The organism is Empedobacter sp. GD03861, assembly GCF_029840885.1.
GTDB classification, from domain to species: Bacteria; Bacteroidota; Bacteroidia; order Flavobacteriales; family Weeksellaceae; genus Empedobacter; species Empedobacter falsenii_B.
Map to the genome: position 1 here is coordinate 19727 of NZ_JAOCDJ010000003.1, position 25579 is coordinate 45305.

At 28.8% G+C, this 25579-nt stretch carries 25 protein-coding genes; 7 read left to right on the forward strand and 18 right to left on the reverse strand.

What is annotated here, in order from left to right:
• Positions 1 to 34 precede the first annotated feature (34 nt).
• The 4 genes from ybeY to N5D03_RS02180 all read right to left on the reverse strand — a co-directional run bounded on the left by ybeY (position 35) and on the right by N5D03_RS02180 (position 6005).
• Positions 35 to 460: an rRNA maturation RNase YbeY gene (gene ybeY, locus N5D03_RS02165; RefSeq protein WP_114998588.1), complete on the reverse strand. Its 426-nt coding sequence runs from the start codon at positions 458 to 460 to the stop codon at positions 35 to 37.
• A 4-nt stretch (positions 461 to 464) separates the two neighbouring features.
• Positions 465 to 2669: a patatin-like phospholipase family protein gene (locus N5D03_RS02170; protein ID WP_280050817.1), complete on the reverse strand. Its 2205-nt coding sequence runs from the start codon at positions 2667 to 2669 to the stop codon at positions 465 to 467.
• 287 nt (positions 2670 to 2956) lie between these two features.
• Positions 2957 to 5422, reverse strand: coding sequence for a bifunctional UDP-N-acetylmuramoyl-tripeptide:D-alanyl-D-alanine ligase/alanine racemase (locus N5D03_RS02175; RefSeq protein WP_280050818.1), 2466 nt, complete (start codon positions 5420 to 5422; stop codon positions 2957 to 2959).
• Positions 5409 to 6005 carry a thymidine kinase gene (locus N5D03_RS02180; RefSeq protein ID WP_280050819.1) on the reverse strand — a complete coding sequence of 199 codons (597 nt, stop codon included), beginning with the start codon at positions 6003 to 6005 and terminating at the stop codon, positions 5409 to 5411. The genes N5D03_RS02175 and N5D03_RS02180 overlap by 14 nt, the downstream gene beginning before the upstream one ends.
• An 86-nt stretch (positions 6006 to 6091) precedes the next feature.
• Between N5D03_RS02180 and N5D03_RS02185 the strand changes: the two genes are divergently transcribed.
• The 3 genes from N5D03_RS02185 (at position 6092) to N5D03_RS02195 (ending at position 8643) form a co-directional block, all read left to right on the forward strand.
• The gene (locus tag N5D03_RS02185; protein WP_280050820.1) at positions 6092 to 6367 is read left to right on the forward strand and encodes a hypothetical protein; all 276 of its coding nucleotides are present in this window, start codon (positions 6092 to 6094) and stop codon (positions 6365 to 6367) included.
• A gap of 522 nt (positions 6368 to 6889) precedes the next feature.
• Positions 6890 to 7114 carry a helix-turn-helix transcriptional regulator gene (locus tag N5D03_RS02190; protein WP_150431517.1) on the forward strand — a complete coding sequence of 75 codons (225 nt, stop codon included), beginning with the start codon at positions 6890 to 6892 and terminating at the stop codon, positions 7112 to 7114.
• Positions 7115 to 7197: 83 nt separating this feature from the next.
• The gene (locus tag N5D03_RS02195) at positions 7198 to 8643 is read left to right on the forward strand and encodes an exopolysaccharide biosynthesis polyprenyl glycosylphosphotransferase (protein WP_280050821.1); all 1446 of its coding nucleotides are present in this window, start codon (positions 7198 to 7200) and stop codon (positions 8641 to 8643) included.
• Between the two features lie 135 nt (positions 8644 to 8778).
• Here the strand turns inward: N5D03_RS02195 and N5D03_RS02200 are convergent, their stop codons facing one another.
• Positions 8779 to 9861, reverse strand: coding sequence for a glycosyltransferase (locus tag N5D03_RS02200; RefSeq protein WP_280050822.1), 1083 nt, complete (start codon positions 9859 to 9861; stop codon positions 8779 to 8781).
• Positions 9862 to 9898: 37 nt separating this feature from the next.
• Between N5D03_RS02200 and N5D03_RS02205 the strand changes: the two genes are divergently transcribed.
• Positions 9899 to 10894, forward strand: a complete 996-nt coding sequence (locus N5D03_RS02205; RefSeq protein WP_280050427.1) for an NAD(P)-dependent oxidoreductase — start codon at positions 9899 to 9901, stop codon at positions 10892 to 10894.
• On the opposite strand, the gene N5D03_RS02210 is transcribed toward N5D03_RS02205, so the two are convergent.
• From N5D03_RS02210 to N5D03_RS02245, 8 genes are all read right to left on the reverse strand, one after another.
• On the reverse strand, positions 10891 to 12084 hold the full coding sequence (locus tag N5D03_RS02210) for an O-antigen ligase family protein (RefSeq protein ID WP_280050823.1): 1194 nt from the start codon (positions 12082 to 12084) through the stop codon (positions 10891 to 10893). The genes N5D03_RS02205 and N5D03_RS02210 overlap by 4 nt on opposite strands.
• Entirely contained in the window at positions 12081 to 12878 is a 798-nt protein-coding gene (locus tag N5D03_RS02215) for a glycosyltransferase (RefSeq protein ID WP_280050824.1), read from the reverse strand. The genes N5D03_RS02210 and N5D03_RS02215 overlap by 4 nt, the downstream gene beginning before the upstream one ends.
• The gene (locus N5D03_RS02220) at positions 12871 to 14265 is read right to left on the reverse strand and encodes an O-antigen ligase family protein (protein WP_280050825.1); all 1395 of its coding nucleotides are present in this window, start codon (positions 14263 to 14265) and stop codon (positions 12871 to 12873) included. The genes N5D03_RS02215 and N5D03_RS02220 overlap by 8 nt, the downstream gene beginning before the upstream one ends.
• Positions 14255 to 15355 carry a glycosyltransferase gene (locus N5D03_RS02225; protein WP_280050826.1) on the reverse strand — a complete coding sequence of 367 codons (1101 nt, stop codon included), beginning with the start codon at positions 15353 to 15355 and terminating at the stop codon, positions 14255 to 14257. The genes N5D03_RS02220 and N5D03_RS02225 overlap by 11 nt, the downstream gene beginning before the upstream one ends.
• Positions 15342 to 16607: an oligosaccharide flippase family protein gene (locus N5D03_RS02230; RefSeq protein ID WP_280050827.1), complete on the reverse strand. Its 1266-nt coding sequence runs from the start codon at positions 16605 to 16607 to the stop codon at positions 15342 to 15344. The genes N5D03_RS02225 and N5D03_RS02230 overlap by 14 nt, the downstream gene beginning before the upstream one ends.
• Before the next feature lie 31 nt (positions 16608 to 16638).
• Positions 16639 to 17223 (reverse strand): hypothetical protein, encoded by a 585-nt coding sequence (locus N5D03_RS02235; protein ID WP_280050828.1) that lies wholly within the window; start codon positions 17221 to 17223, stop codon positions 16639 to 16641.
• A gap of 8 nt (positions 17224 to 17231) precedes the next feature.
• Complete coding sequence (locus tag N5D03_RS02240) at positions 17232 to 18128, reverse strand: hypothetical protein (RefSeq protein WP_280050829.1); 897 nt, start codon at positions 18126 to 18128, stop codon at positions 17232 to 17234.
• A gap of 160 nt (positions 18129 to 18288) precedes the next feature.
• Positions 18289 to 18477: a hypothetical protein gene (locus N5D03_RS02245; protein ID WP_038336022.1), complete on the reverse strand. Its 189-nt coding sequence runs from the start codon at positions 18475 to 18477 to the stop codon at positions 18289 to 18291.
• A 39-nt stretch (positions 18478 to 18516) separates the two neighbouring features.
• Here N5D03_RS02245 and N5D03_RS02250 point away from each other — a divergent pair, with 39 nt between their 5' ends.
• Positions 18517 to 19461, forward strand: coding sequence for a DUF6427 family protein (locus tag N5D03_RS02250; RefSeq protein WP_280035028.1), 945 nt, complete (start codon positions 18517 to 18519; stop codon positions 19459 to 19461).
• Here the strand turns inward: N5D03_RS02250 and N5D03_RS02255 are convergent.
• Both N5D03_RS02255 and queD read right to left on the reverse strand, forming a co-directional pair.
• On the reverse strand, positions 19396 to 20223 hold the full coding sequence (locus N5D03_RS02255; protein WP_280050830.1) for a UDP-2,3-diacylglucosamine diphosphatase: 828 nt from the start codon (positions 20221 to 20223) through the stop codon (positions 19396 to 19398). The genes N5D03_RS02250 and N5D03_RS02255 overlap by 66 nt on opposite strands.
• Positions 20199 to 20651 (reverse strand): 6-carboxytetrahydropterin synthase QueD, encoded by a 453-nt coding sequence (queD, locus tag N5D03_RS02260; protein WP_280050831.1) that lies wholly within the window; start codon positions 20649 to 20651, stop codon positions 20199 to 20201. The genes N5D03_RS02255 and queD overlap by 25 nt, the downstream gene beginning before the upstream one ends.
• A 34-nt stretch (positions 20652 to 20685) precedes the next feature.
• On the opposite strand from queD, the gene N5D03_RS02265 reads away from it, so the two are divergent.
• Both N5D03_RS02265 and N5D03_RS02270 read left to right on the forward strand, forming a co-directional pair.
• On the forward strand, positions 20686 to 21351 hold the full coding sequence (locus N5D03_RS02265) for a hypothetical protein (RefSeq protein ID WP_280050832.1): 666 nt from the start codon (positions 20686 to 20688) through the stop codon (positions 21349 to 21351).
• A 27-nt stretch (positions 21352 to 21378) separates the two neighbouring features.
• Positions 21379 to 23136 carry an Ig-like domain-containing protein gene (locus tag N5D03_RS02270; protein ID WP_280050833.1) on the forward strand — a complete coding sequence of 586 codons (1758 nt, stop codon included), beginning with the start codon at positions 21379 to 21381 and terminating at the stop codon, positions 23134 to 23136.
• A gap of 21 nt (positions 23137 to 23157) precedes the next feature.
• Here N5D03_RS02270 and N5D03_RS02275 read toward each other — a convergent pair whose 3' ends face one another.
• The 3 genes from N5D03_RS02275 to radA form a co-directional block, all read right to left on the reverse strand.
• The gene (locus N5D03_RS02275) at positions 23158 to 23568 is read right to left on the reverse strand and encodes a DUF2752 domain-containing protein (protein WP_280050834.1); all 411 of its coding nucleotides are present in this window, start codon (positions 23566 to 23568) and stop codon (positions 23158 to 23160) included.
• Between the two features lie 4 nt (positions 23569 to 23572).
• Positions 23573 to 23950 (reverse strand): CD225/dispanin family protein, encoded by a 378-nt coding sequence (locus tag N5D03_RS02280; RefSeq protein ID WP_125349135.1) that lies wholly within the window; start codon positions 23948 to 23950, stop codon positions 23573 to 23575.
• Positions 23951 to 24021: 71 nt separating this feature from the next.
• Entirely contained in the window at positions 24022 to 25386 is a 1365-nt protein-coding gene (radA, locus tag N5D03_RS02285) for a DNA repair protein RadA (RefSeq protein WP_125349136.1), read from the reverse strand.
• Positions 25387 to 25579: the final 193 nt, after the last annotated feature.

Here is a 25579-nt window from a genome sequence, read left to right on the forward strand (position 1 = left end):
TCTTGTTAAAATAATAAATGTTCCACGTGGAACATTATTGATTTAGATAGCTACTAAATGTTTCTAAATATTGATTTTCTTTTGCAGTCATCAATTCTTTGTCGTCTGGTTCTTTGTCCATATAACCAGCAAAATGTAATATTCCGTGGATAACAACACGAGCTAATTCGTTCTCAAAAGAAACACCATTTTGCTCAGCATTATCTTTGATTCGTTCGATACTAATAAAAATATCACCCATCAATTCGTCTTCAATAGAATTATCGAAACCGATAACATCTGTGTAATAATCGTGGTCTAAATATTGTCGATTAATTTGAAGTAAGTATTCATCATCACAGAAAATATAGTTTAAATCTTCTATTGTTTTCCCTTCATTCTTCATACTCTCTACGATCCAATCTATCCAAGTTTGAGCATCTTTTAGCTCAAAATCTGTTTCGTAAAATAATTCTATCATTGTTCTAAAACCAGTAACCTAAACTTAAATTAAATAATCCTTTTTTTGTGTAAGGCGAATAACTCCAAATAAAATTTAAAGGTCCTAATGGACTATCGTAGCCATAGGTAATGCCGTACCCAAGATATTTGTAATCTGTTAAACTCAATTGCTCAAATCTATCTGTGATATTTGCTATATTCATAAATAGACTTGTGTAATGATTTTTCAAAATTCTAGCTTGAATATGGGATCCAAACATTAATTGATTATCACCAATCGCAGAACCAAAAGGAAGCCCATAAAACTTAGTGTAATTGAAAAAATCTTGTTCAACATAACCTCCGATATAAAACTTCTGAGGCATTGTTACATTATCGTTGAAAAAGGTTCCAAAGTTAGCAGTAAATCTGTAACTTAGGAAATTATTTAACGGAAAATTTGCCTCTAAACTTGATTCTAACAAATAGTTATTTTCAAACCCAGTTACATTAGAATCAAATAAATACTTGAAACTTCCATCAAATTTTAAACCACTACGCGCAAAATTTGCATTATTTCGATTATCTGCTTTGATATATCCATACGCTTTCCAATAATAACCTTCGGATTTTGCTGGAAATTCTTCATTAGAAGCAATAAAATTATTTGTGAAAACTTTTGTGTATTGATGCTCTAATCCAACGCCAATCGCAAATTTTTCTTTAATCGTGGATTGAATATAGAGTTGATTGATGTATTCTCTAAAGTTATAATTTACTTTTTTGTAGATATTATCCTGACCAAAGAAGTTTCTTAGATCAATTTCTTTGTCAAAATAATGCGAAAAAGAGTTGAAACCAATACTTGGAAGATATCCATTATCAATGAAAAAATTGATGTTATATCGCGCATAATCTCCAACCACAACATCAGCAGATAGCACCGAGTTTTTGACAAATAAATTCTTTGAAGTGAAGTTTAAAAGTAATCCTGTTTTGAATAAATCATCGTAATGTAATCCAAAACGGATTGATTGTTTGGTCTTATTTTCTTGAACTTTTAACGTTAATAAATTCTCTTCATCGTTAATTTCTGAGATTTTATACGTGATATTATTGAAGTTTCCTGAAGCATATAATTTCGAAATTCCAGCTTTTAAATCATCATATTTTATAATTTCAGGAGTACGAATCCCTAGCTTACCTTCGATATAATTCTTGTTGAAATTCTTCAATCCTTCTACTTCAATTTCTTTCACCAAAACATAATCATCAAGTTTAATTTCGTTTCGAGTTTTGTTTGAAGCATGCTGTTTTTTTGCAATTTCTTTGAGTTGATCATATACTTTTTCAGAAGCAATAAGTCCACGATTGTAAATAGAATCTACTTCGTCAAAACTTGTAACTGCATATTCTTTTAACTCTGGTTTAATCAATAAATCGACTAATTTCTTTTGTTCATCCGTTTTTTTAACGATACTCATCGTCATAATTTGACTCAAAATATCAATAGCAGAATTTAGATCATCACGTTTTTGTAAACCATCACCCAATTCTACACCGATAATAATATCAGCACCCATATCTTTCACTTCTTTCACGGGGAAATTGTTGACAACACCGCCATCAACATATATTTTACCATCAATTGTAACAGGATCTAACATTGTTGGATAAGCGCCCGAAGCCAAAATAACGCGAGGTAAAAATCCTGAACGAAAGACTTTTTCTTCTCCAGTTTCGAGATCAGTTCCAATACAAACAAAAGGCGTTGGAAGTTTATTGAAATCATCAATATCATGAACTGGACGCAATAAATAAGTCAATAAATCAAGCGGACCTTGACCTTTTGAAATGGCATTTGGAATCGTTAATTTGAACTTATCAAAAGGTAATTCTAAGATGTATTTTTCTTTGTATGCTTTCTCGAAAAAAGGAATCTCTGCACGATCTTTATTTTGCATAATCAATGAAGAAATGTCCAATTGATGCATGATTTTCTCGAGTTCGTCAGGTGTATATCCAGCGGCATATAATCCACCGATAATCGCACCCATACTTGTTCCTCCGATGTAATCAATTTTGATTCCAGCTTCTTCAATTTTCTTCAAAGCGCCAACATGTGCATAGCCTTTTGCGCCACCACCACTCAATACAACACCCACTTTTAGACGCGTTGAATCGTTCTTCGTTTCTTGTGCAAAAGAAATGGTTGAAATAATGAAAATGAAAGCAAAAAGACTGCGCATAAATTGATCTAAATTGAGGAATAAAGATAAAGATTTTAATGCTTAGTTGTTTTTTAATTTTTGACTTTTGATGGAATAATAAAGTATTAAAAGGATTAGTATTGAAATTAAAATGATGAAACTTCCCATACTTTCAGTTCCAAAAGTTGATGAAATAAATGCAAGAGCATATATCATTCCTAAAAAGAATATTGGAATTAATGAGACAAATAGGAATATGTACAAAAGGAATTTCATACGATTAAGTTACAAAAAAAGAGCTACTTTTCAGTAACTCTTTCAGTATATTATTCTTTGTAATAAACGCGTTTTATACGTTGGGAAACCGAAGTTAAGACTTCATAAGGAATTGTTCCTAACCATTCGGTGACGTCGGCTAAAGTAGGTGAGTTTCCAAAAATAGTTACTTCATCACCTTCTTTACATGGAATATCGGTTACATCAACCATCATCATATCCATACAAATAGTTCCGGTAATTGTAGCCAAATGTCCGTTAATCCCCACTTTTCCTTTTCCGTAACCAAGTGAACGACGAATTCCGTCTGCATAACCAACAGGTAAAGTTGCAATTTTGGTATGACGCTCGGCTGTAAAACGGCGACCGTAACTTACAGTTTCGCCTTTTTCTATTTCTGAAATTTGAGAAATAACTGTTTTGAAACGCACAACAGGTTTCAAATATTTCTCCATAAAATCGGTATATTCTGAGTAGCCATACATCCCGATTCCTAAGCGAACCATGTCATATTGATGCTCTCCATACGCTACAATTCCAGGAGAATTTAATGCATGTTTGATTGGTTTTATGTTTAACGCAGTTGTAATTGCTGCATAACTGTTATCAAAACGTTCTAATTGATATTTCGCATATTCTTCTTCCTCTGGCATATCGGCAGTTGCTAAATGCGTGAAAATTGAACGAACATAGACATGCGAATTATCTTTTAGAATGGCGATTAACTCTTCGAAATCATCTTCGTGAAAACCAAGACGATTCATTCCTGTTTCCATTTTTAGGTGAATTGGATAAGGCGAAGAAATCTGTTTTTCTTGTAGTTTTTGAATGAATAGTTTCAAGACGCGCAAGCTATAGATCTCTGGCTCTAATTGATAATCGATAACAGTAGAGTAACTACTTTGTTCCGGGTTCATGACGATAATTGGAATGGTAATTCCAGCTTCGCGCAATTCTTTTCCTTCATCTGCAATCGCAACGCCTAAGAAATCGACACCGTTATTTTGTAAGGTATTTGCTACCTCAAAACTTCCTGTTCCATAACTATTCGCTTTTACCATGCACATCAATTTTGTGGTAGGTTTTAGCAATGAGCGGTACACATTTATATTCTCGATAAGGTGTTGTAAATTAATTTCGAGAACAGAATCGTTGGAACGTGTTTCTAATTCACTCGAAATTTTTTCTAATTTGAACGGACGAGCGCCTTTTAATAAAATAGCTTCGTTGTCGACGTTTTGATGACGGAACTGCTCTAAGAATTCTTCAGTCGAATTGAATGAACGAACATAGGATTCAAATAAATGTTTGAACTGAGAAATTTTTTCTCCAATTAAAACTATCTCATCAAAATGATAAGGGTTGACTAAATCGGCTGCTTGTTGATATAAATCTTGATCAGATAAGTTACTTTGTAAAATATCCGTCAACACTAACGATTTTTTGTCGCGTGGTTGTTGATTTAACACATTTAAACCAATTTTTAATGAATTTAGATCAGAATTGAAGGTATCATTAATTAAAATTGAATGATTAATCGCTTCTTTAATTTCCAAACGCATTTCGATTGGTAGAAGTTGATTAAATTCGTTTTTAAGTTGTTTATAATCAATATTTAAACTAATTAAAGTCGTTAAGCAAATTAAACTATTTTTAATCGAAGCATCATCGATAAAAGGAATCGAATAGGTGAATTCTTGTTGATTATGTAAAATAGAAATTTGTGTATTAGTCTGATTACTTTGTATTTGCTTGATCTGTACAGTGGCAGAATTGGAGTAACCGTAAGTATATTTATCTGTTTTTGCTAAATGAGCGTTTTCAAGAATAGCTTGATGAACTTTTTCGTTTTCGATATTGAAAACTAATTTATCAACATGAGAAAATAGTTTCAGTTTTTCCTGAATCAATTCATCTTGATTTTTAAAATTCTCTAAATGCGCTTCTCCGATTTTTGTCAACACACCTATTGTTGGTTGAATAATTTCTTCGAGATTTTGCATTTCATTTGGCATCGAAATTCCAGCTTCGAAAATACCCAAATCGTTTTTCTCTTCCATTTGCAAAACAGAAAGTGCTGCTCCAAATTGAGAATTGTAACTTTTTGGACTACGAACAATCGAGAATTTTTTCCATAACAATTGATTCAACCACTCTTTGACAATCGTTTTTCCATTGGAACCGGTAATTCCGATCACAGGAAAATGAAATTGTTTGCGATGAATTTTTGCCCAATTTTGCAAAGCAAGTAGCGGATTTTCAACCTCGATAAAATTTGCATGAGGCAAATTTGTCAACGCTTTTTCTACGACAAAATTTCGAATTCCTCTTTGATAAGCATCTTGCAAAAACAAATGTCCGTCTTTTTGGTTTCCGTGAAATGCAAAGAAAATTCCGTGAGTTGGATTGACAATCATGCGCGAATCAAAGAAAATTTGATTGATGATTTCGTCTCCATTTCCAATCAAAGTACCGTTGATGATACTTGCAATTTGATTTAGATTATAAGTTTTCAACTTTATGTTTGTTATGTTCTTCCCAGAAAGCAACTCGGCTTAATGGTTCGTATTCTAGTACTTCGCCAAGCTCTACAAGGCGATCACTGTCAATTTTTCGGTGCGAATAATTGGCTAAATTTCCTGTACGAACGCAGATTGCATGCACTTTTGTTACATACTCGGCAGTCGCCATTAAATTGGGCATTGGACCAAAAGGACGACCTTTGAAATCCATATCCAAACCAGCAACAATAACGCGTTTGCCTTCGTTTGCCAATTGATTGGCTACGTCTACAATTCCTTCATCAAAAAATTGTGCTTCATCAATCCCTACCACATCGCAATCATCAGCCAATAATAAAATTGCTGAAGAATACTCAACTGGCGTTGATGTAATAGAATTTTGATTGTGCGAAACGACTTCGCGGTCTGCATAACGCGTATCTACCGTAGGTTTGAAGATTTCGACACGTTGTTTGGCAAATTCGGCACGTTTTAGACGGCGTATAAGTTCTTCGGTTTTACCAGAAAACATTGAGCCACAGATGACTTCTATCCATCCACTTTTTTTGTTATGATTAAAGGTATTTTCGAGGAACATAGTTCAAATAATTTAGATTAAAATGTGAGAACAAATTTACGGAATAAATTAGTTGAGTAAGCTAAAAAAATGGAACAAAAGATTTAATGAAAGAAATTCGAGAGATTTCACATAACCTGAGTATTTCTATCATTGTTCAAAAGGGACCGATGGCACTAATCACAGAATTGGTTGAAACCTTCGAGCAAAAAATATCTATTAAGACCGAGTTTGTGTTTTACCAGCAAGAAGCCTTTGTTTTTTTGAATGAAGAACAAAAAATGCATCTGTACAGAGTTTTTCAGGAAGATCTTCATAATATTGAAAAGCATGCTAATGCGTATAACGTTATCATCACTGTGACAAAACGTGAAAGAGGCTAACTATAAGTACTAGAATATGATAGAAATGGATTTGATGTAACTCAAAATAATCCGGGTATAGGTATCTTAAAAAATGAAGGAAAGAATGCAATTTATAAAAGTAAATTTAATCATAGATTCAGCTTTAGGGAATGGAACAACAACAATAATAATAGTGTTCGATGAAAAATAAGATAAGAATAGCATTAATTGATGATCATCCACTTTTTTAGATGGTTTAACAACATTACTTCAACAAGAAAAAGACTTTGAAATCATTTATATATCCACCAAAGCGGCTGGTTTTATTGTTCAGTTAAAAGATTTTGTGGTTGATATTTTGATGCCGGAGATGAACGGGTTGGAATTGATAAATGAAATCAAACAACAAGAATTCTTACTAAAAATAATTGTTCTAAGTTCTTATGCTAATAGTATAGACAGCTCTTTTGTAGACGCAGCACTATTGAAGGAAATATCCGAAAAAAATTATTTACAACGATTCGAACTGTTTATAGTGATACATATAAGTAAAAAGGTAACATGCAGAATTTAAACGTTATTCATTCTTTTTTACTGAGTAAAAGAGAGAAACAAATCATTAATTTGATCGGAGAAGGGTTGACGGTAAATGAAATTGAGAACAAAATAGTTTTGAGTAAACATACCATAGAAACACACAAGAAAAATATCTTTTATAAACTTGGAGTAACAAATAATGCCCAACTGATCAAAAATCAATGGTATTGGGTAATTATTATTGTATAATTTTGAATGTTTATAAAAATACTTAATCATAAAAAAATTGTAAGAAAAGTAATACTTTTACGTTTTATAATATTGAAGAATTATTGGCAGATAGATATCTGTTTATTGGTATGAAAAATAAATTATTAAAAAATCTTTATAAATTTTTAATCGTTATTGATTTTGGGCTATTAAGTTTTCTTTTTTTCTTTTTTTTGAAAATAAAATATAAATATATCAACAATGTTACATTAAAAGTTGAATATTGGAAATTAGAAGACTTATTTAGCACACATTATAAGGTTTTTATTTTAATCTTAATTGCATGGGGGTTTTTAGCAAATAAAACAGGATATTATCAAGAGCGTTCCTCTAAAAATTTTGGCAATTACAAAAGATATATTAATCAAATAACTATATTTTCAATAATTGTTTATGCAATATCAGGAATTAAAGAAAAACCACTTTTTTCTAATGAAATGACATTGGAGTTTTTGATTTACTTTTTAGTTTCCTCATTGTTTATTAGAGGTGTAATACTGACCTTTTATAATTATCTTCTAAAGAATGGATATGCGGTGTCTAATGTTTGTATTATTGGCGTCAATAATAATACAGAAGTTTTTATGGATACCTTAAATTCTAAATTAGGAAATAATTTTAAAGGACTAATTTCTAGAGAAAAAAAATTAAACGTATTGTATCCTTCTTTTGAAATAAGTTCTATTGATTTAAATGACTTTATAAAGAAAAACAATATAGACACTGTCTATTTATCTCAAATGTCTGATTTGGGAGACAGAATGATAGATCAATTTATTTTATATTGTCAAAAAAATCATCTTGATTTTTTTCTGATTCCTAACTCTAGATACGGAGATGTATCTAAATTAGAAGTAAAATATCTTGATACTTTACCTGTTTTAAAAGTGAGAATGTTTCCTCTAGATTTGGCATATAACCAGCTGGTTAAGAGTTTTTTAGATAAATCATTTTCATTACTTTTTTGTATTCTATTTCTAAGTTGGCTATTTCCTATTTTAAGTTTATTGATACTACTAGATTCTAGAGGAGCGGTTATTTTTAAGCAAAAAAGAAATGGGTTAAATGGAAAAGTATTCAATTGTTATAAGTTCAGAACAATGAGAACGACATCAACGAACTCTGTTATTGAAACAAAACGTAATGACGATAGAATTACTCGAATAGGAAAATTCTTGAGAAAAACAAGCTTAGATGAGATTCCCCAATTTATCAATGTTCTAAAAGGGGATATGTCAGTAGTAGGACCACGTCCTCATATGATTGTACAAGATACGTACTATAGAGAAGTTATTGAAAAATATTATTTGAGACATTATGTAAAACCAGGTATTACAGGATTAGCTCAGGTTAGAGGGTATAGAGGAGCGATTGACTGTAATGAAGACATGGAAAAAAGAATCTCTGCAGATGCATTCTATGTGAGAAATTGGTCTTTATTTCTAGATATTAAAATAATCATACAAACAGGTTTGTTAATGGTAAAAGGAGATGAAAATGCTATTTAGAATACTGGAATATACTAAACAGTAAAGTAAAATAGAGAAAAATAATTTACTTTTTTGTGAATACAATACGGCTTTTTAGCTTTATTCAAAGTTATCTTAAAAGCCAATTTTAGTACTAAAATATTGGGCTGTGCTTTAAATTTTTTTAAAATGCGTATAAAACTCGATTAATTGACTTAAATTTTTTTCTTGATTAAATAAATCCAAAGCTCTTTTATAAGAGGATTCTCCCATTGTTTCTTTGGCTTTTATTGTTTTCTTTATAGAATTATTAAAGTCATCTAATGTCGAACAAACATACCCATTAACACCTTGCTCTACGGTGATGAGGTTACTTTCAATATTATTTGTAATAATAGGCTTTTTTAAAGCCATTGCTTCTAGAATATTAAATGGAAGACCTTCCCATAAGGAAGTAGATAGGAATATATCAAAGGAATTAAGAATATCTATACATTCATCATATTTTTTCCATCCAGTAATAGAAATATTAGGAGAATTTAGTTCATGTTTTAAATCACCATCTCCAATCCAAAAGAACTCATAATTAGGGAATTCTTTTGCTATTAAATTAAATAATCTTGGATTCTTTTGAATAGAAATTCGTCCAGAATTACCTATTCTAATCTTAGAGCTTTTATTAGAATTAAAACTCTTATTATCAAAATAAGAAAGGTTAACACCATTTAAAATCAGACAAGCACGATTATTATCAATTTTAGAAGCAATTCTAAATTCATGATCCCCACAAGCAATTATTTGTACAGGGAAAAAAAATTGAGAGAATTTTTCTATTTGGTAGAAAAGTTTTTGTTTAAATTCAGATATATCCTCTCTTAAAAAAGAGTATCCATGAGGAGTATAAAAAACTTTGTTTTTTAAACGAAAAGCAGCTAGTCTCCCTAAAACTCCTGCTTTGGATGAATGTATATGAATTAAATCTGGAGCTATTTCTTTTATTTTTTTTCTTATATTAAAGATTGATTTTAAATCTTCTTTTGGAGAAATTTCACGTTTCATGGAAATTTGATGAAAAAAAATTTTAGACGAAAAATCACTTGAAATTTGATCAAATTTAGTTTCTTCTCTATCTCCACTATATATAATATGAATTTCAAAACGTTCATCATTTTCTAAATAATTACATATTTGTTTGATATATGTATATACTCCACTTACAAATGTTTCTGAAATATGTAATAATTTAATTTTTTCCATAGCGCAAATATAGTAATTTTGACAATAAACTTAATAAATGAAAACAGCTTTCGTTTTTGGAGGATCAGGCTATATAGCCTTTTTTTTAATTAATAAATTAATTGAAGAACATAAGTTTGATAAAATTATTTTATTTGATATAAAAAAACCTCTATATTTTAATTCAACTTTACATAATAGTGTTGAATATATATATTGTGATGTTAGAAATAAGATAGAGTATTTAATAGATTTCAACATAAATACAGAAGAATCATGGATTTATAATTTTGCAGCAATACACAGAGAACCAGGCCATGATAGGAAAGAATATTTTGATACTAATATTAATGGTGCTGAAAATATAAATGAGTTTGCAGAAAGATTGAATGTTAAGAATATATTTTTTACAAGTAGTATTGCACCTTATGGAAAATCTAAAAATGTTTGTACAGAAGAGTCGATGATTTATGCTGAAACTCCTTACGGAATTTCTAAAGGTTTAGCTGAAAAAATTCATCAAATTTGGTTAGCAAAATCTATTGATAGGAGATTAATTATAGTAAGACCGAGTGTTATTTATGGACCTCATGATCCAGGAAATATATATAGAACAATAAAGGCCCTTAAGAAAGGTGCATTTATGCTTCCAAATGGAGGTAATATTATTAAAGCATACGGTTATGTATTTGGTTTAATTGAAAGTATTTTGTTTACTATGAATCAAAATGAGAGATTAATTATTTATAATTATGCTGAAAATCCTATTCATAATTTAAAAGAGATGATAGAGATAATAAAAAAAGAATTAGGTTATAAGAAACCAACGTTTAGTATCCCTGTTAGTTTTTTAGTTATTGTTGCGGGAATACTACAAATTGGATTTAAGATGATTGGAAAAAAATCAGATATACATCCTGTAAGAGTAAAAAAAGCTGCATTTCCTACTAATATAAAACCAAATTATTTGATAGATAAAGGATTTAAATTCAATTACGGACTTAAAGAGTCTTTAAGACATTGGAAAAGTATAGCTCCTAAAGATTTTGATTAATCGAAATAAATGTTTTTCTTATTTTTTAAAGCTACGAAGTAATATAAAATAAACAAATAACAACCTAATTGTCTATGAAATACATTTTCCACTGAGAAAAATAAAATAAATGAGATCATTATAGCGAAAGAAGTAAAGTCTCGTTTAGTTTTCCATAAAGAAATTAAACATATACTGATAAAAAAGAAAAAAGCAATAAATCCTCCAAATAAAAAATAATCAAAAAATTGAGAATGTGTATTAAATCGTTCTTCAATATAATAATCTCTTTTTTCTTTTTTATCAATTATTTGTTCATAGTTTAATACGAGATAATCTTCTATTAATTGATAGTTACCATACCCAAATATGGTATTAAAATCGTCATTTCTAGATATATTATTTACACTCTCCCAAATAACAAATCGAGGTTCGTGATCTATCATTAACTCGAGATTATTATTATTTAATCTTTCTTGTATTTTAGGGCTATAAAATATAAAGCTACTTACAATAAATAATGGCAGAATACCAATTGTGAATTTTTTGTAAATATTTAAATCTAAATAAAATATAACATAAATAAAAGAAATAATAAAGAAACTAATGATTGACAATCGGGCTGCGATTAAAACAATAAATGCAAATAAAAATAAAAAAATAAGGCTGTATAGATATTTATATTTTTTTTGATCTGATTTATTAAAAAGATCATAAGATAAAATAATATTCAATAATACATAAAATCCTAAATATGGTCTGTGTATCTTAAGAATACTAGCTATTTCGGCATCATTTGCAAAAGGAAGAAAATGATTTTCAGTATAAAATATTATCGTTCTTATTAAGCAAATAAGAATAAAAATACAACTAGAAAAAACAGATATTTTTTTTAATTTTAGTAAAGGCAAATTTTTACTAGAGTACATCAATATTGTTCCAATTAATAATATTGGAAGAAATTTCCATAATGTTTTATTAGCATTATAAGATCCTTGAAAAAAACCATCTACGGACAAATATAATAGAAATGTGAGAATAAGTATCAAGAATTTATCTATATAAAAATCTTCTTTAAAATAAAAAAAACTAATAATACTTAATACAGAAAAAATACCAAATGTCATATTGCTAATAGCAATAGTAAAAGGTAATATTAGTATAAATAATAATAGAAAGAAATATCTAAATCTATTTATGTAATATTTCATTTATAAATAATTTTTTTTAATTTTTGGACTAACGAATATGGAGTATAATGTAAAATATAACTTCTAATTAGTCCGTATGTAGAAATGACACCTAATTTGTAATTCTTTTCAAGAATTTGTATTCTACTTTTAGTTTGTTTTTTTCTATTTGTTATACTAATTCCTTTTGTATTCAATTCAATTCTAACTAAGGATTCGTTGATATTAGCACCTTTAAAAGATTTCAAAATATTCGTAAATAAAGCGAAGTCTTCTGCCGCTTTATATTCCGTAGGGTATTTCCCAACTTGTTTAATAACTTGGGCTTTGAACATCACACTAGGATGTATAAACATACAATTTATTAGCATTCCTTTTCTAATATCTTTATCTGTCAATGGGACTTTGATTGTGTATAAAAATTCACCATTTTCATTTACTGCATCTACATTACTTCCTATTAATGAAATACTTTTATTTTTTTCAAAAAAAAGTTCTTGTGTTTGAAATCTGTTATTTTTACATATATCTCCACAATCTAGTCTAGAGAGATAAATATAATCTTTTCCAAGAGCGTAATCTATTGCATCATTTAAAACAAATTCGATTCCTCTATTTACATTACAGTATTTAAATAATATTTCTCCTTTGAATGCTTTATTGCTCAAAACTTCAAATTCATTAATTTTGTTAATAGAACTACCGTCATCAATTACAATTACATCCAAGTTTTCGTCTTTTCCAATTGAAGAAATTGATTTAATCAATCCATCAGGATTATTATAATGAGGAATTATTAATAGATTTTTATTCATTCTTTTGATAAACTTTATGTTGCAAAAACATTAATATCACAAAATTTAACCACACTCCATAAAGTCTAAAAGTATCTATTTGTAACCAATTTATGTAAAGTCCGATTAGAGATATAGTAATTGAAATAGCTAAGACTTTTGTGTGAAAATCTTTTGATTGTAAAAACTTATAACACAAAAATAAGCTATAAAGTAATATTGACATCCAAGATAAAAAACCTACAATTCCTAATTCTGCTAATAATCTAGTGTAAATATTATATCCTGGAGGAAATGAAGGATCTTTTTTGTTATTGTAAAACTCTTTAAATTCCCAATTATTAATTGTAGACCATCTAGGGTAGTGAAATCTTGAATGATATACCTGTTGTCCAAAACCAACACCAAAAATTGGGTTTTCTTTGAACACTTGTATAGAAGCATACTGCATTCCAAATCTTGTTTTGTTAGAAACGTCTGTCTTTAAGTTTCCTACAAAATTTAAACTTTCAACTTTTTGGTTGATAGAATAAATTAATTTTTCTGCATTAAATGCTAATGAAGAAAAGATTATAATAAAAAAGCCGAAAAATAAAATATTAAGTTGTTTACGGTAAAAATTATTTTTGTAAAGATAAAAGATAAATAGTGTAAAGATAAAAAATATAACAAGAAGCCCTGTTCTTGAACCAGAAAAAAAGGTAAAACCTAAAACAGCGATTGAAGGGTATAATTTTTTGATAATATTATTTTCTGTTAATATATAACTAAACATCCAACCTGATATTGTAATTAGATATATTGCAAAAAATGGAGGTTCGTAAGCAAAAACTGAAATCCTTCCACCTTGATGATAATATGGTTTTATGAAAGGGATTATATTACCAAGTAGATCAGTAACATATCTAGCAGGATAGATACCAAAATAGGAATATAAAATTTCAAAAAAACCATAAAATGAAGCGAATAATAAAGAGAACAAAAATATTCTTCGTATAGTAAAAAAAATTTTTGTTATTGTCCAGTTTTGTATGACACGCCAAAAAAAAGGAATAAAAACAAAGAAAGGAATTGATAAAGAAATTATTTGTCTTATAAATCTAGAAACTCCAGTAGTTCGTTTAAAATAATTATTAGAAACAGAGTTGAAGTTTATAACTGTACAAATTATACATATTGAATAAAATATTAGAATTAAGAAATATAATTTATCATTAATAGGAAAGTTTATTTTTCCTGTTTTTATAATTTCTATCACAAGTAAAAAAAAACCTAAAAAGAAAAAAATAGCTCCGGATTCTTTTATATACTCTCCCATAAAAGGCATTACTTCTATATGGTTGAAAGAAAAAAAGAAAAGTCCTAAGAAAAATAAGTAATTAAATACATTTTTATAATTATTTTTCATCTAAAATCAATTCAATATTTTTATTTGTTCCATTTAAATTTCTTAAAAATTCTGAAACTGATTGTGTATAAAATTTGTAAATAGAAAAACATATTATTCTTAATTTAATATAATTTTGTTTCAAAATTATATTAATTAAGATTCGATTATATTTACCTGCTTTTAATAACGGATCATGTTTATATGTTTTCATAGCATTAATCAAAATAGGATTGGAAACGATAGATTTTACATAGGAATAATTTGTATTGAAATTTGCATTATCCTTGGAGCATATAAATGTTAAGTATATTGCCCTATTGATTAATCGAACACTTTTAAAACGTTCTTCTTCCTCCTTATTAATTTCTAAATTATAAGTAGATTTATAGTCAAAATTATATTTTTCTATCGCTTTTGTGAATAAATCTCTTTCAATAAATCTTCTCGATTCACTTGTAGAAACTTCACGATAATAGTAACCATAATAATCAATAAACATTATTCTTTTCGAATTATTAAAAGCTTGTAAATTAAACATACAATCTTCTTCTATTTCTCTATTTGACGGAAATTGAATGTTATATTGAGTGATTAACTCTCTTTTGTATAGTTTGTTCCATACAGCAAAAAGAGATTCTTCAGTTAATAAATTTTTTATAAAATTTTTGTGTGAAAATTCTTGATTATAAATTTTATTTGTTTCAAAAATAGGAGCTTTAATAATTTTTTTTCCATCTCGACCTTCAATAGTTCTTGATACAACAATATCAAGTTGACATTTAGAGGCTTTAGAATATAATTTTTCAATAAAATTATCTTTATAATAATCATCATTATCTAGAAAGCCAATATATTCTCCTTTTGCTATTTGTAATCCTTTATTTCTAGCAACACTAATTCCTTGATTTTCTTGTTCTATAATTTTAATTCTTTCATCTTTTTTTTGATAATCATTTAAGATTTCTTGAACATTATCAGGTGAGCCGTCATTTACAAAAATAAATTCGGTTGATTTAAAACTCTGATTAATTAATGATGTCACACATTCATGAATTAAATTTCCTGGTTTATAAACAGGTATAATAATACTAACTTTAACTTTTTCCATATACAATTTTTTGAGCATAAAAAAACATGAGAATTGCTAAAACTCCTTGTCCTATAACAACAGCGATTGCTGTTCCTATTATGCTATATTTATAGGATAAAATACAACTTAAAATGAGACAGAATAATGAACTAAATAAAAATATATTGAAAAATATTTTATCTTTTTTTAAGTTTAATAGAATTTGTTTACCATACATACTGTCTATGAATGAAAAAATTGGTATCAATAATAAAATTTGAAAGACTGTAGTAGCTCCAGTCATATCATTGCTAAAAATTAAAATAATTATTTTCTCACCAAAATATCCTATAATTATAGAAGAAGAAATTAATATACAAAGTCCAAATAAAGTTATTTTATTAATTTGTTTCAATCCCTTTTTTGGATTTTTATTAACCTCTATTGAAAGATGTGGATACAAAGCATTTGATAAAGGTATTTGTATATTTCTTATTGAGCGCGTTAATTTATCAGCAGAAGTAAAGTATGCAACGTTTGTTAAAGATGAAAAAAAGCCTAATATTATAACATTTGTATTTGTAAACAATGTAGCTTGTAATTCAGATAAAAAAAAATATTTACCCTCATTTAATTCTCTAAATATTTTTATTGGGGATAATAATCTGAATTGATATGAATTGTTCAATAGTAGTAAAGAAAATGTTATCAAGGCAATTAAAATTTGGCTAATACTCAAAATCAAAGGTGCTAACCAAAAATCATTTTCATTTTTAATTAGAAAATAAATAATAATCAAAGAAGATATTTTAACAATTATGTTTGTGAGCATATAGCTTTTCATGTTCTGAATACCTTGATAATACCAAGAAGGTGAAAATGTATAACCAATTATGACTCCAAAGTATAAAAAATAAATTATCCAATTTTCTTTGAAACTAGGAATAAAAAAAACAATGAGAGAAAATATAATAAAACTGAAAACGAGTAAATATATTTTAGCAGATATAACTCTATTTATTATCACATTTACTTTAGCATTACTATGTATATTAAGTGATATTTGTCTTGTAGCAGAATTGTTAAACCCATAATCAATTAATATTTGAAAATAGACGACAAATGCAATAATATAATTTAATAATCCAAATTTTTCAACACCAACTACATCAATCAAAATCCTAAAAATTATCAAAGGAACAAACATTTCTACTATTTGGATGATAAAAAGGAATAAAAAATTATATACTAATTTTTCATATTGTTTATATTTTTGAATAAATTTTAGCACTTTGAAAAGCTGTAATCAATTGTTTTTTTAATTAAAAAGTAGTATTTAACACTCTTTGTAACTCAAGAATGAAATCATGTGTTGTAGTTAAATAAGGATCGTAGTTTTCTCCTTTAGTATTTAAAGTTAATGAATGGTTTTTTTCATTATAAGTGATAAATTCATTTGTTTTAAAGTACTTTGTTAACTCATCGCCAAACACATAGAATTCTCTATTTTCATCAGAAATTTTAATGAAATTTATTTTAATTTCTTTTTGTAATTTATCTCCACTTATATCAATACGTAAATCATTAGGAATTGCGTTTTCAGGAAATTTAAACTCTATAGTTTGATGTCCTTTTATATCTGAAGATCCTCCATATATAGTTTTTTCATCTGTAAACCATCCAATACTTTTATCTTTCCAAAACAGAACTAATTCATCATTTTTGCTAAAATCTGCATTAATAGTTAGTACTAATCCTTTTTTAGAAATTAATGATTGATCATTAGAAGAGTCTTTTTCTGTTGATGTACTAGAAGTTTGTACTTCTTTTGTTCTCGGTTTTTTATCATTTCCACAACTTTGGAAAATAATAAAGGAGCAGAATAATAATAAAGTTAAATTTTTCATGAATAAAGTTATTTTTGTTTAGTAAATATTAATCTAATGAATATAAATATACCTATAAATAAAATTGGTAAAATTATCATCAATAAACTTCCTTTTGTTTTAGCTTGAACATTTAGAGATTCACTGATTTTCTTTATGACATTTGTAGATAACAATTCGTTTAATTTAATATATTCGTTTTCTTTTATAAGTTCTCTTTTTGTTATTAATAAATCATTAAGTTGATTATTATCATTGACATAAACCAAATTTTTGCTTGCTTCTGATTTTGTTGAGTTTTCAACTTTCGAAAAAACAGCATCTATTTGTTTTATAGTACCATCATTTATTCCTAAACGTTGTTTTTCATTATCTATTCTTATTAAACGAACTTGATTATAATATTCATTTTTATTAAGAAATTTTAATAATTTATCAATATTTGATGTTTGTATGGATGATTTTTTTGACGTTAGAATAATTTGATGTGTTTTATAATTTTTACTTGTTTTATCATCATCGGCTACTTTATTAATATCACCATCTTCAGCAAATAGCTTAAGTAGATCAAAATTACTTTCATTTTCGCCAGCAAATTGATAGATGTTAATAATAGGTTTGACTTCTATTTTATTGATATTAGGAGTAATACCAATTTTATTAAGAAAGGTAGTGTCTTTATCTGAAATTTTAGAATTGATTAATTCAATTTCATTATATAAATAATCTACACTTCCATAATTTGGACTTACAATTACCTTACTTTCATAAGTTTTTAATATTGGATTTATATAATAAGCAACAATGAAACCTAATGCTGCTAATAAGATAATAAATAGAAGATTTTTTTGTAAAAAAGTTCTGAATTTTTGTAGAAAGTTTTTAAAAAAAGCTCCAATTTCAATTTCTGAAGATTGTGAATTCATGTGTTTACGGATGTAAATTTCAAAATTTTATAAATATTCAACGAAAGTATTTAATTTTTATTTCATTTATACTATACTATATCTAAAAAAAACCTCTTATAAATTTATAAGAGGTTTTTCGAAATAATTCGAAAATATATTTTATACAATATAAGATAAATTATCTTTCGTATCTTTTTTCATTTTCGGTTCCAAAGCTAGCGATTTTATATAACCACCATCCAAGTAATGCGCATCCGATGAATGTAAATAACCATCCAAAGATAACACCAACTGGAGATAATAAGTTTTCAAAAGTCCATTTGAAAATATCACCAATCGCAAAAAATAAATCAGTTATAACTCCCATATTCTAGTTTATTGCTTAATTTGCATCAAAGTTAATAAAATGTTGGTTAATCTACTTGACAAAAGGAATTTTTTTATACAGATTTTTATCATTGTGCTGTTTACGTTACTTGGAGTTACTAATTTTAACAGTATTGATCTGAGTAATTTAGAAAAATTAGGCATAGTCCTGACGATTTTGACGATTGCTTTTGTGGGGTATATCGACAATACGAATGATTTAATTTCGACTTCATCCTATCCAACTTTTGTCTATATTTTATGGATCATGCCTTTTATTGCAGGTTTATCCGATTATCGAATTGCAGGAAGTTTGTTGCTTGTGACTTATGTAACAGTGCAATTACTCTATTTTGAGTCCGAAAAAAACGATACGTACAATGCATTTGATATAGGCGTTTTTATGAGTTTTGCAATTTTATTAAGTCCACCACTTATTTTCTTAGGAATTGTAGTTTTTACTTATTTCTTGACTTTAAGAGTGGTAGAACCAAAAATTCCTATCCTTGGTTTTCTAGGATTTATTCTTCCTATATTAATCGTTGCTCAAGTTAGTTTTCTGCTCGATTATTACTTTATGTTCGATTTTTATAAAGAACAATTAATGTTTACAATGGTACATTTCGAATGGAAACAATTGTTTTTAGTTCCAATTGCAATTATTCTAATTTATTCAATTATCAATCATTTCAAGAATGTGAATAAATTGACAGCACAAAAGAAACGTATCTTTTTGTTGATGCATTTTATGTTTGGAACAATGTTGATTACGTATATTCTTTACGGAGGAAATAACGATGCTTATCTTGCTTTTTTAGGTTTTAGCATTATGTTGATGTTAACAAGATATTTTAGCGAAAGCAAACCCAAAATAGAATGGCTAAAAGAGGCATTTCTTTGGGTTTTTATGATTTGCTTGCTAATCTATAATTTTTATGATAGAATCCCTCGATTCTTCTCCTTGATCACGGAGGTAAGTTTTTAATTCGAATTCTTTTCCATTAAAAATACCATAAGTAAAGTAGTTAATCCAATCACCAAGATTGATATGACGCGCTTTGCCTATCGCAATTTCCATTGGTAAATGTCGATGTCCGTAAATTAGATAATCGTAGTATTTTCGATGCAATTGCTTGCGACTATACATGATTAACCATTCGTTGTCAACGCCCAAAAAATTAACATCTTCGTCACCCGAAATCATTTTGTTTTTTCGTGAAGCTGTAATTCCTAACCACATTGCCAAATCGGGATGAAGTAGATAAAAAAGAAATTGACAAATTTTGTTCGTAAAGACTTTTTTCATGCATTTGTAGCCTTTATCACCAGGTCCTTTTCCATCGCCATGAACGATAAAAAATTCTTTTCCATTGATGATAAAATCTTGTTTATCTCGAAAAACAATTGCATTGATTTGTTCTTCCAAATAATCTTTCATCCATAAATCATGATTGCCAACAAAGAAATAAATTGGAATTCCACGATCAGAAATTTCGGCTAATTTTCCTAAAACACGCACAAATCCTTTTGGAACAACGTGTTTATATTCAAACCAAAAATCGAACAAATCGCCAATCAAAAATAAAACACCACAATCATCTTTTATTTCGTCAAGCCATTTTACAAACAATTTTTCGCGCACCAAACTATCTTTTTCATTCGGAGCACCAAAATGATGATCCGAAGAAAAATAGGCTTTTTTACCAGGTTCTAACTGAATGTTTATTGGTTGTCCTCCGCTAACCATTCTGCATAAGAATTTTCAGTTTCGTGTAATTTCAAAGCAACCAAATCGATATTCGTTGGTAAAAGAGGTTTGATTTTATCCACAATCCATAAAATCATGTTTTCAGCAGACGGTTGATAATCTGTAAAAACAACATTGTGTCCTTCTGCTAATAATTTTTCACCTAATATTTTGTGAGGTGAATTTTCGTTCAATAAAATAGCGTGATCAAAAAGATCAACAATTTCTTTGTTCACAATTTTTTTCAAATCCCCAAAATCCATCACCATTCCAAGTTTCACATCGGTTGTGTCTTCAGAAGGTGTTCCTTTCACAGTTACAAATAATTTGTACGAATGCCCATGTATATTTTTACACTTTCCGTCATAACCATGCAATGCATGTGCAGTTTCGAACGTAAAAGCTTTTGTAAGTCGAATGATTTTCATTAAATTTAGTACTAAACTTTAATTTGCAAAGGTAATGGAAATCAAAACAATCGTAAATTCTTTGGTTGATTTATTTTTTCCGATGCGTTGTTTGGATTGCCAAGACGTCATTCAAGCTTCGCAATTTCTGTGTGTTTCGTGTTCAACAAAACTCGTTTTCACACATTTTAATTTCGATCAAAATAATCGAGCTTATGATAAATTGAGAAATTTTTGCGAAGTTGAAAACGCTTTTTCTTTGTTAGAATTTAAACATCATAACACCACGCAAGCTATTTTACATGAAATGAAATATAGAAATCGCCCAGAAATTGGAATTGATTTAGCGCAGATGATTAAGTTTGATTTGAGTCATTATGACGGAATTATTCCGATTCCATTGCATTCAAAACGATTGAAAACAAGAGGCTACAATCAAGTAGAAAATTTTGCACGAACGTTGGCAGAAATCAACCAGATAAATTATTTTTCGGATGGATTAATCCGAACTAAATACAATTCATCTCAAGTAAATGAAGACAAAAAACACCGATTGGAAAATTTGAAAGATGCGTTTGAAATCAATCCAAATCTTAAGCCTGGACATTATATTTTGATTGATGATGTGTTAACAACTGGCGCAACGATTGCATCAGCAATAAAAAAGTTTAATCTTTCAGAAAATTTTAAGATAAGTGTAATTACCATTGCTTGTGCTTAATAACAAGCTTTTTCTTAACTTGCACCCATGAATAAGACGACACGTTTTTCGCTTTTGATGTTAACCATTTTGACGGTTATTTCTTGTGCAAGACAAGGTTCACCAACAGGAGGACCTAAAGATGAAACTCCGCCAGTTTTCCTAAAAGCTGATCCAGATACATTGGCTACGAATGTAGATGTCAATTTGCAAGAGGCTACAATCAACTTTGATGAGTATATTCTTCTGAAAGAATACAGTAAAAATGTGGTTGTTTCGCCATCGTTTCAGATTCCTCCAATTGTGACGCCGCAAGCTTTAGCGAAGAAATATATTTCGATTAAATTTCAAGAACCATTGTTACCAAATACAACATATAGTTTCAATTTTGGTGATGCGATTCAAGATTTTAACGAAAATAATAAGTTATCAAACTTTCAATATGTTTTTTCGACAGGTAGTTTTATCGATTCGTTGAAGGTAACAGGTCGTGTAAATTCGTCTTATGATTTCAAATTACCAGAAAAGATATTGGTCGGGCTATATAAAGTAGATAGTACATACAAAGACAGTATCATTCTGCAAAAGAAACCATATTACATTGCGAGAGCCAATGATAAAGGAGAATATCAATTAAATTATTTGGCTTCGGGTAAGTATAAATTAATTGCTTTTGAGGATAAGGTAGAAAATGTGATGTACGATTATGGAAAAGAGCGTTTGGCTTTTCATAACGAACCAATTGAGCTGAATGCGAATCAACAAATCAACTTGAATTTATTCAATCAAAAACCAGCTTATCGTAAACCTGAAGCGAGTTTTAAACAAGAAGGTTTAATTGTTTTTAAAACGACAGGAGCAACGGATGATGTTACGATAACGCCGGTTGGGAAAGAATTCAAAACGGCTTATATTCAGAAGTTTCCAAGACAAGATTCGATTAATTTTTGGTTCAATCCAAAAGTGGATACAATTGTAGGAAGAAGTGCAAAATTGAACTTCAAGGTTCAACATAAAGATCAAATTGATGAAGTAAGTGCATTATATTCAAAATCGAATACAGAACGAAAATTAGAATTTAAAGCATTAAATGATCAAAAATTAGCACCAAATAAACCATTTAAAATTCAGGCAAATGCACCAATAAAATCATTGGATTTATCTAAAATTTATGTGTTTAAAGATACAGTTTCAATTCCATTCAAAGTTTCGATTGATACAGTTAATGCACAGAATTTGAATTTTGCTTTTGATAAAAATTTAGACGAAAAATTTGAAGTTAATATCTATCCAAATGCGTTGATAGATGTATTAGGAGAGAAGAATGATACGCTTGCTTATCCAATAAAAATGGGAACGCGTGGCGATTTTGGACATTTAAAATTAACGCTTCAAAATACTCCAAGCAAACCATTTATCTTACAATTTCTAAAAACTGATAAAGACTTTACAGTGATTGAAGAATTATATAATCCAGCAAATAAAAACTATTTCGAATTCAACTTTATTGAACCAGGAGAATATTTGTTCCGTTTATTGGTTGATGAAAATGAAAATGGAAAATGGGATACAGGCGATTATTTATCAGGTAAACAGCCCGAACCAATTTATTTGTATCCAGAGCCAATCAAAATTAGAGCGATGTGGGATGCGACTGAAACATGGGTTTTAGGTGAGGCAAATCAACCCGTTTCTTTACCAAATGATGACAAAGATTCGGACAAAAATAGAATACGTCGAGGAGAATTGAAAGAAGGCGAAGAGCGCCAAAATCCACGAACAACAAATAAGAAATCAGAGGAATAGTTCTCTGATTTTTTTTTGATTCTAACTCTCTGGAGCCAAATATATAAAAGGTGAAAGAGGAATGTTTCTCAAAATAGAATAAACCAAAAGGAAGATTAAGAAATTTCTAGCAAAACTTTCGGGAAGATGTAATTTGCCTGACATTGGTTTGCCTAAAAAAATATTTTCAATAATAGCATAATACAATTGTACACAAATGTAAAGTGCAAAAGGCAAAATAAGATTGTATCGTAACGATTGTAAAAAATGTCCGTGAACAAGTAAGGAAAAAGCACGTTGACCGCCACAGCCAGGACACCATAAACCTGTTATTTCATGAAACATACATTTGATAGAAAACGGACTTTGGTTGCTGTAATAACTATAAAAATAGACAATTACCAAAATGGGTAAAAGTGTTGCTAGTCCATAAACCAAAATCCGTTTTATCATATGATTAATTTCCGTTAGAGCTTTCTAAAATACTTTTATATTGCTCCATATAAGCATCCATACCTCCTGTAATTAATATCACAACATTTATAATAACACCAATTACACCTAAGCCAATTGCAACGTAAGCTAATATTTTAGAATTTTTAGCTGCTTGTTCAGCTCCTGTAGAATCACCAATATTGTGTTTTGTATTCACTTGATTTGCAAAAACAATCGCGATAATACCCACAATAGTACCGATACAACAAGGAGAACAAAGACCTAAAATAGTTCCGATGATTGCTAAAACAAGGTTGTTTTCTGGTTTTGGTTTAATTTCTTCAAAAGAAGATTGTTGTGGTTGATTAAAATCTTGATTAGATTGGCTAGAATAATCCATAATAATGTTTTTTTAGTTTCGAATAAAAATAGAAAAAATGTTTAAATAAATTTAATAAAATATTTAATATTCTATTGAAATAACATTCGATATAAATCTTCTACTTTTGATATTCTGACGATTCTAATTCCAAAATCTGTATCTTTTATTTTATTGTATTTTGAAACAAAAATTGCATCAAAACCTAGTTTTTCAGCTTCTGTAATGCGTTGTTCAACACGATTCACTGCTCTTATTTCTCCACTTAAACCAACTTCTCCTGCAAAACAACAATTGTCTGGAACAGCAGAATCTTCGCTTGATGAAAGAATTGCTGCAATAACAGCTAAATCAATCGCAGGATCATCTACTCGAATTCCGCCTGTAATATTTAAGAAAACATCTTTCATATTCAATCGGAAACCAGCGCGTTTTTCTAAAACAGCCAGCAACATATTCAATCGCTTGGCATCAAAACCAGTCGCAGTACGTTGTGGAGTTCCATAAACTGCCGTAGAAACCAAAGCTTGAATTTCAATCAACATCGGGCGAACACCTTCTAAAGTTGCTGCAATTGCATTTCCGCTTAGTAATTCATCTTTTTTGGTAATTAATACTTCTGACGGATTTGTGACTTCACGCAAACCCGCTCCTTGCATTTCATAAATTCCGATTTCTGCAGTTGAGCCAAAACGGTTTTTGTTTGCACGTAAAATTCGATAAATATGGTTGCGATCGCCTTCAAATTGCAACACAACATCTACCATATGTTCCAAAATTTTTGGTCCAGCAATCACACCTTCTTTCGTAATATGTCCAATTAAAATAATCGGTGTGTTGGTTTCTTTTGCGTACTGAATTAGCTCAAAAGTTGTTTCTCGAATTTGCGAAATACTTCCTGGAGAAGACTCTACATAAGTGGTTTGAAGCGTTTGTACAGAATCGACAACAATCAATTGAGGTTGAATTTCTTTGGCGTGAGCAAATATTTTTTGCGTATTAGTTTCGGGTAAAATAAAACATTGATCCGATTCAATTCCGATTCGTTCAGCACGAAGTTTTACTTGCGAAACAGATTCTTCTCCAGATACATATAAGATTTTAATCGTATCTAACTTTAAGGCAACTTGCAACATCAATGTCGATTTTCCAACACCAGGTTCTCCACCAACCAAAATCACTGATCCAGGAACAATTCCGCCTCCTAAAACCCTATCTAATTCTTGGTTTTTCGTTGAAATTCTTATTTCTCCTAATGGATTTATTTCGCGAATATTCAGGGCAAACGTTTTCTCTTTTTTGTCCGATTTATCTTTCCACGATTTTTTTTCGTCGCCTTTGTCTACAATTTCTTCAACAATGGTATTCCATTCGCCACAACTTTTGCATTGTCCCATCCATTGCGCGGTTTGCGTGCCACAGTTTTGGCAGAAATATGTAGTTTTTGTTTTAGCCATAGCTTCAAATTTAGACAAAAATAATGTTTTATCGCGACAAGATATGGAGTTATAAGTGTGAAAAATTTTAATACAATAATCAAAAAACGTTAACAATAATTTACTTTTTTAACAAATTATCAACTTTAGATAAAGTTGAGTTAAATATTGATTTTCAATTATTTTCTCGATTATTTTTAATCATATTTTAAAA

Bases quoted from the DNA above. Each gene is read 5' to 3' on its own strand.
- N5D03_RS02250 (WP_280035028.1), top strand. From the start codon at position 18,517: ATGTTGGTTAATCTACTTGACAAAAGGAATTTTTTTATACAGATTTTT.
- N5D03_RS02225 (WP_280050826.1), bottom strand. From the start codon at position 15,355: ATGGAAAAAGTTAAAGTTAGTATTATTATACCTGTTTATAAACCAGGA.
- N5D03_RS02220 (WP_280050825.1), bottom strand. From the start codon at position 14,265: ATGAAAAATAATTATAAAAATGTATTTAATTACTTATTTTTCTTAGGA.
- ybeY (WP_114998588.1), bottom strand. From the start codon at position 460: ATGATAGAATTATTTTACGAAACAGATTTTGAGCTAAAAGATGCTCAA.
- N5D03_RS02235 (WP_280050828.1), bottom strand. From the start codon at position 17,223: ATGAAAAATTTAACTTTATTATTATTCTGCTCCTTTATTATTTTCCAA.
- N5D03_RS02270 (WP_280050833.1), top strand. From the start codon at position 21,379: ATGAATAAGACGACACGTTTTTCGCTTTTGATGTTAACCATTTTGACG.
- N5D03_RS02170 (WP_280050817.1), bottom strand. From the start codon at position 2,669: ATGCGCAGTCTTTTTGCTTTCATTTTCATTATTTCAACCATTTCTTTT.
- N5D03_RS02190 (WP_150431517.1), top strand. From the start codon at position 6,890: ATGCAGAATTTAAACGTTATTCATTCTTTTTTACTGAGTAAAAGAGAG.
- N5D03_RS02245 (WP_038336022.1), bottom strand. From the start codon at position 18,477: ATGGGAGTTATAACTGATTTATTTTTTGCGATTGGTGATATTTTCAAA.
- radA (WP_125349136.1), bottom strand. From the start codon at position 25,386: ATGGCTAAAACAAAAACTACATATTTCTGCCAAAACTGTGGCACGCAA.
- queD (WP_280050831.1), bottom strand. From the start codon at position 20,651: ATGAAAATCATTCGACTTACAAAAGCTTTTACGTTCGAAACTGCACAT.
- N5D03_RS02255 (WP_280050830.1), bottom strand. From the start codon at position 20,223: ATGGTTAGCGGAGGACAACCAATAAACATTCAGTTAGAACCTGGTAAA.
- N5D03_RS02210 (WP_280050823.1), bottom strand. From the start codon at position 12,084: ATGAAATATTACATAAATAGATTTAGATATTTCTTTCTATTATTATTT.
- N5D03_RS02200 (WP_280050822.1), bottom strand. From the start codon at position 9,861: ATGGAAAAAATTAAATTATTACATATTTCAGAAACATTTGTAAGTGGA.
- N5D03_RS02185 (WP_280050820.1), top strand. From the start codon at position 6,092: ATGAAAGAAATTCGAGAGATTTCACATAACCTGAGTATTTCTATCATT.
- N5D03_RS02265 (WP_280050832.1), top strand. From the start codon at position 20,686: ATGGAAATCAAAACAATCGTAAATTCTTTGGTTGATTTATTTTTTCCG.
- N5D03_RS02215 (WP_280050824.1), bottom strand. From the start codon at position 12,878: ATGAATAAAAATCTATTAATAATTCCTCATTATAATAATCCTGATGGA.
- N5D03_RS02205 (WP_280050427.1), top strand. From the start codon at position 9,899: ATGAAAACAGCTTTCGTTTTTGGAGGATCAGGCTATATAGCCTTTTTT.
- N5D03_RS02240 (WP_280050829.1), bottom strand. From the start codon at position 18,128: ATGAATTCACAATCTTCAGAAATTGAAATTGGAGCTTTTTTTAAAAAC.
- N5D03_RS02280 (WP_125349135.1), bottom strand. From the start codon at position 23,950: ATGGATTATTCTAGCCAATCTAATCAAGATTTTAATCAACCACAACAA.
- N5D03_RS02275 (WP_280050834.1), bottom strand. From the start codon at position 23,568: ATGATAAAACGGATTTTGGTTTATGGACTAGCAACACTTTTACCCATT.
- N5D03_RS02180 (WP_280050819.1), bottom strand. From the start codon at position 6,005: ATGTTCCTCGAAAATACCTTTAATCATAACAAAAAAAGTGGATGGATA.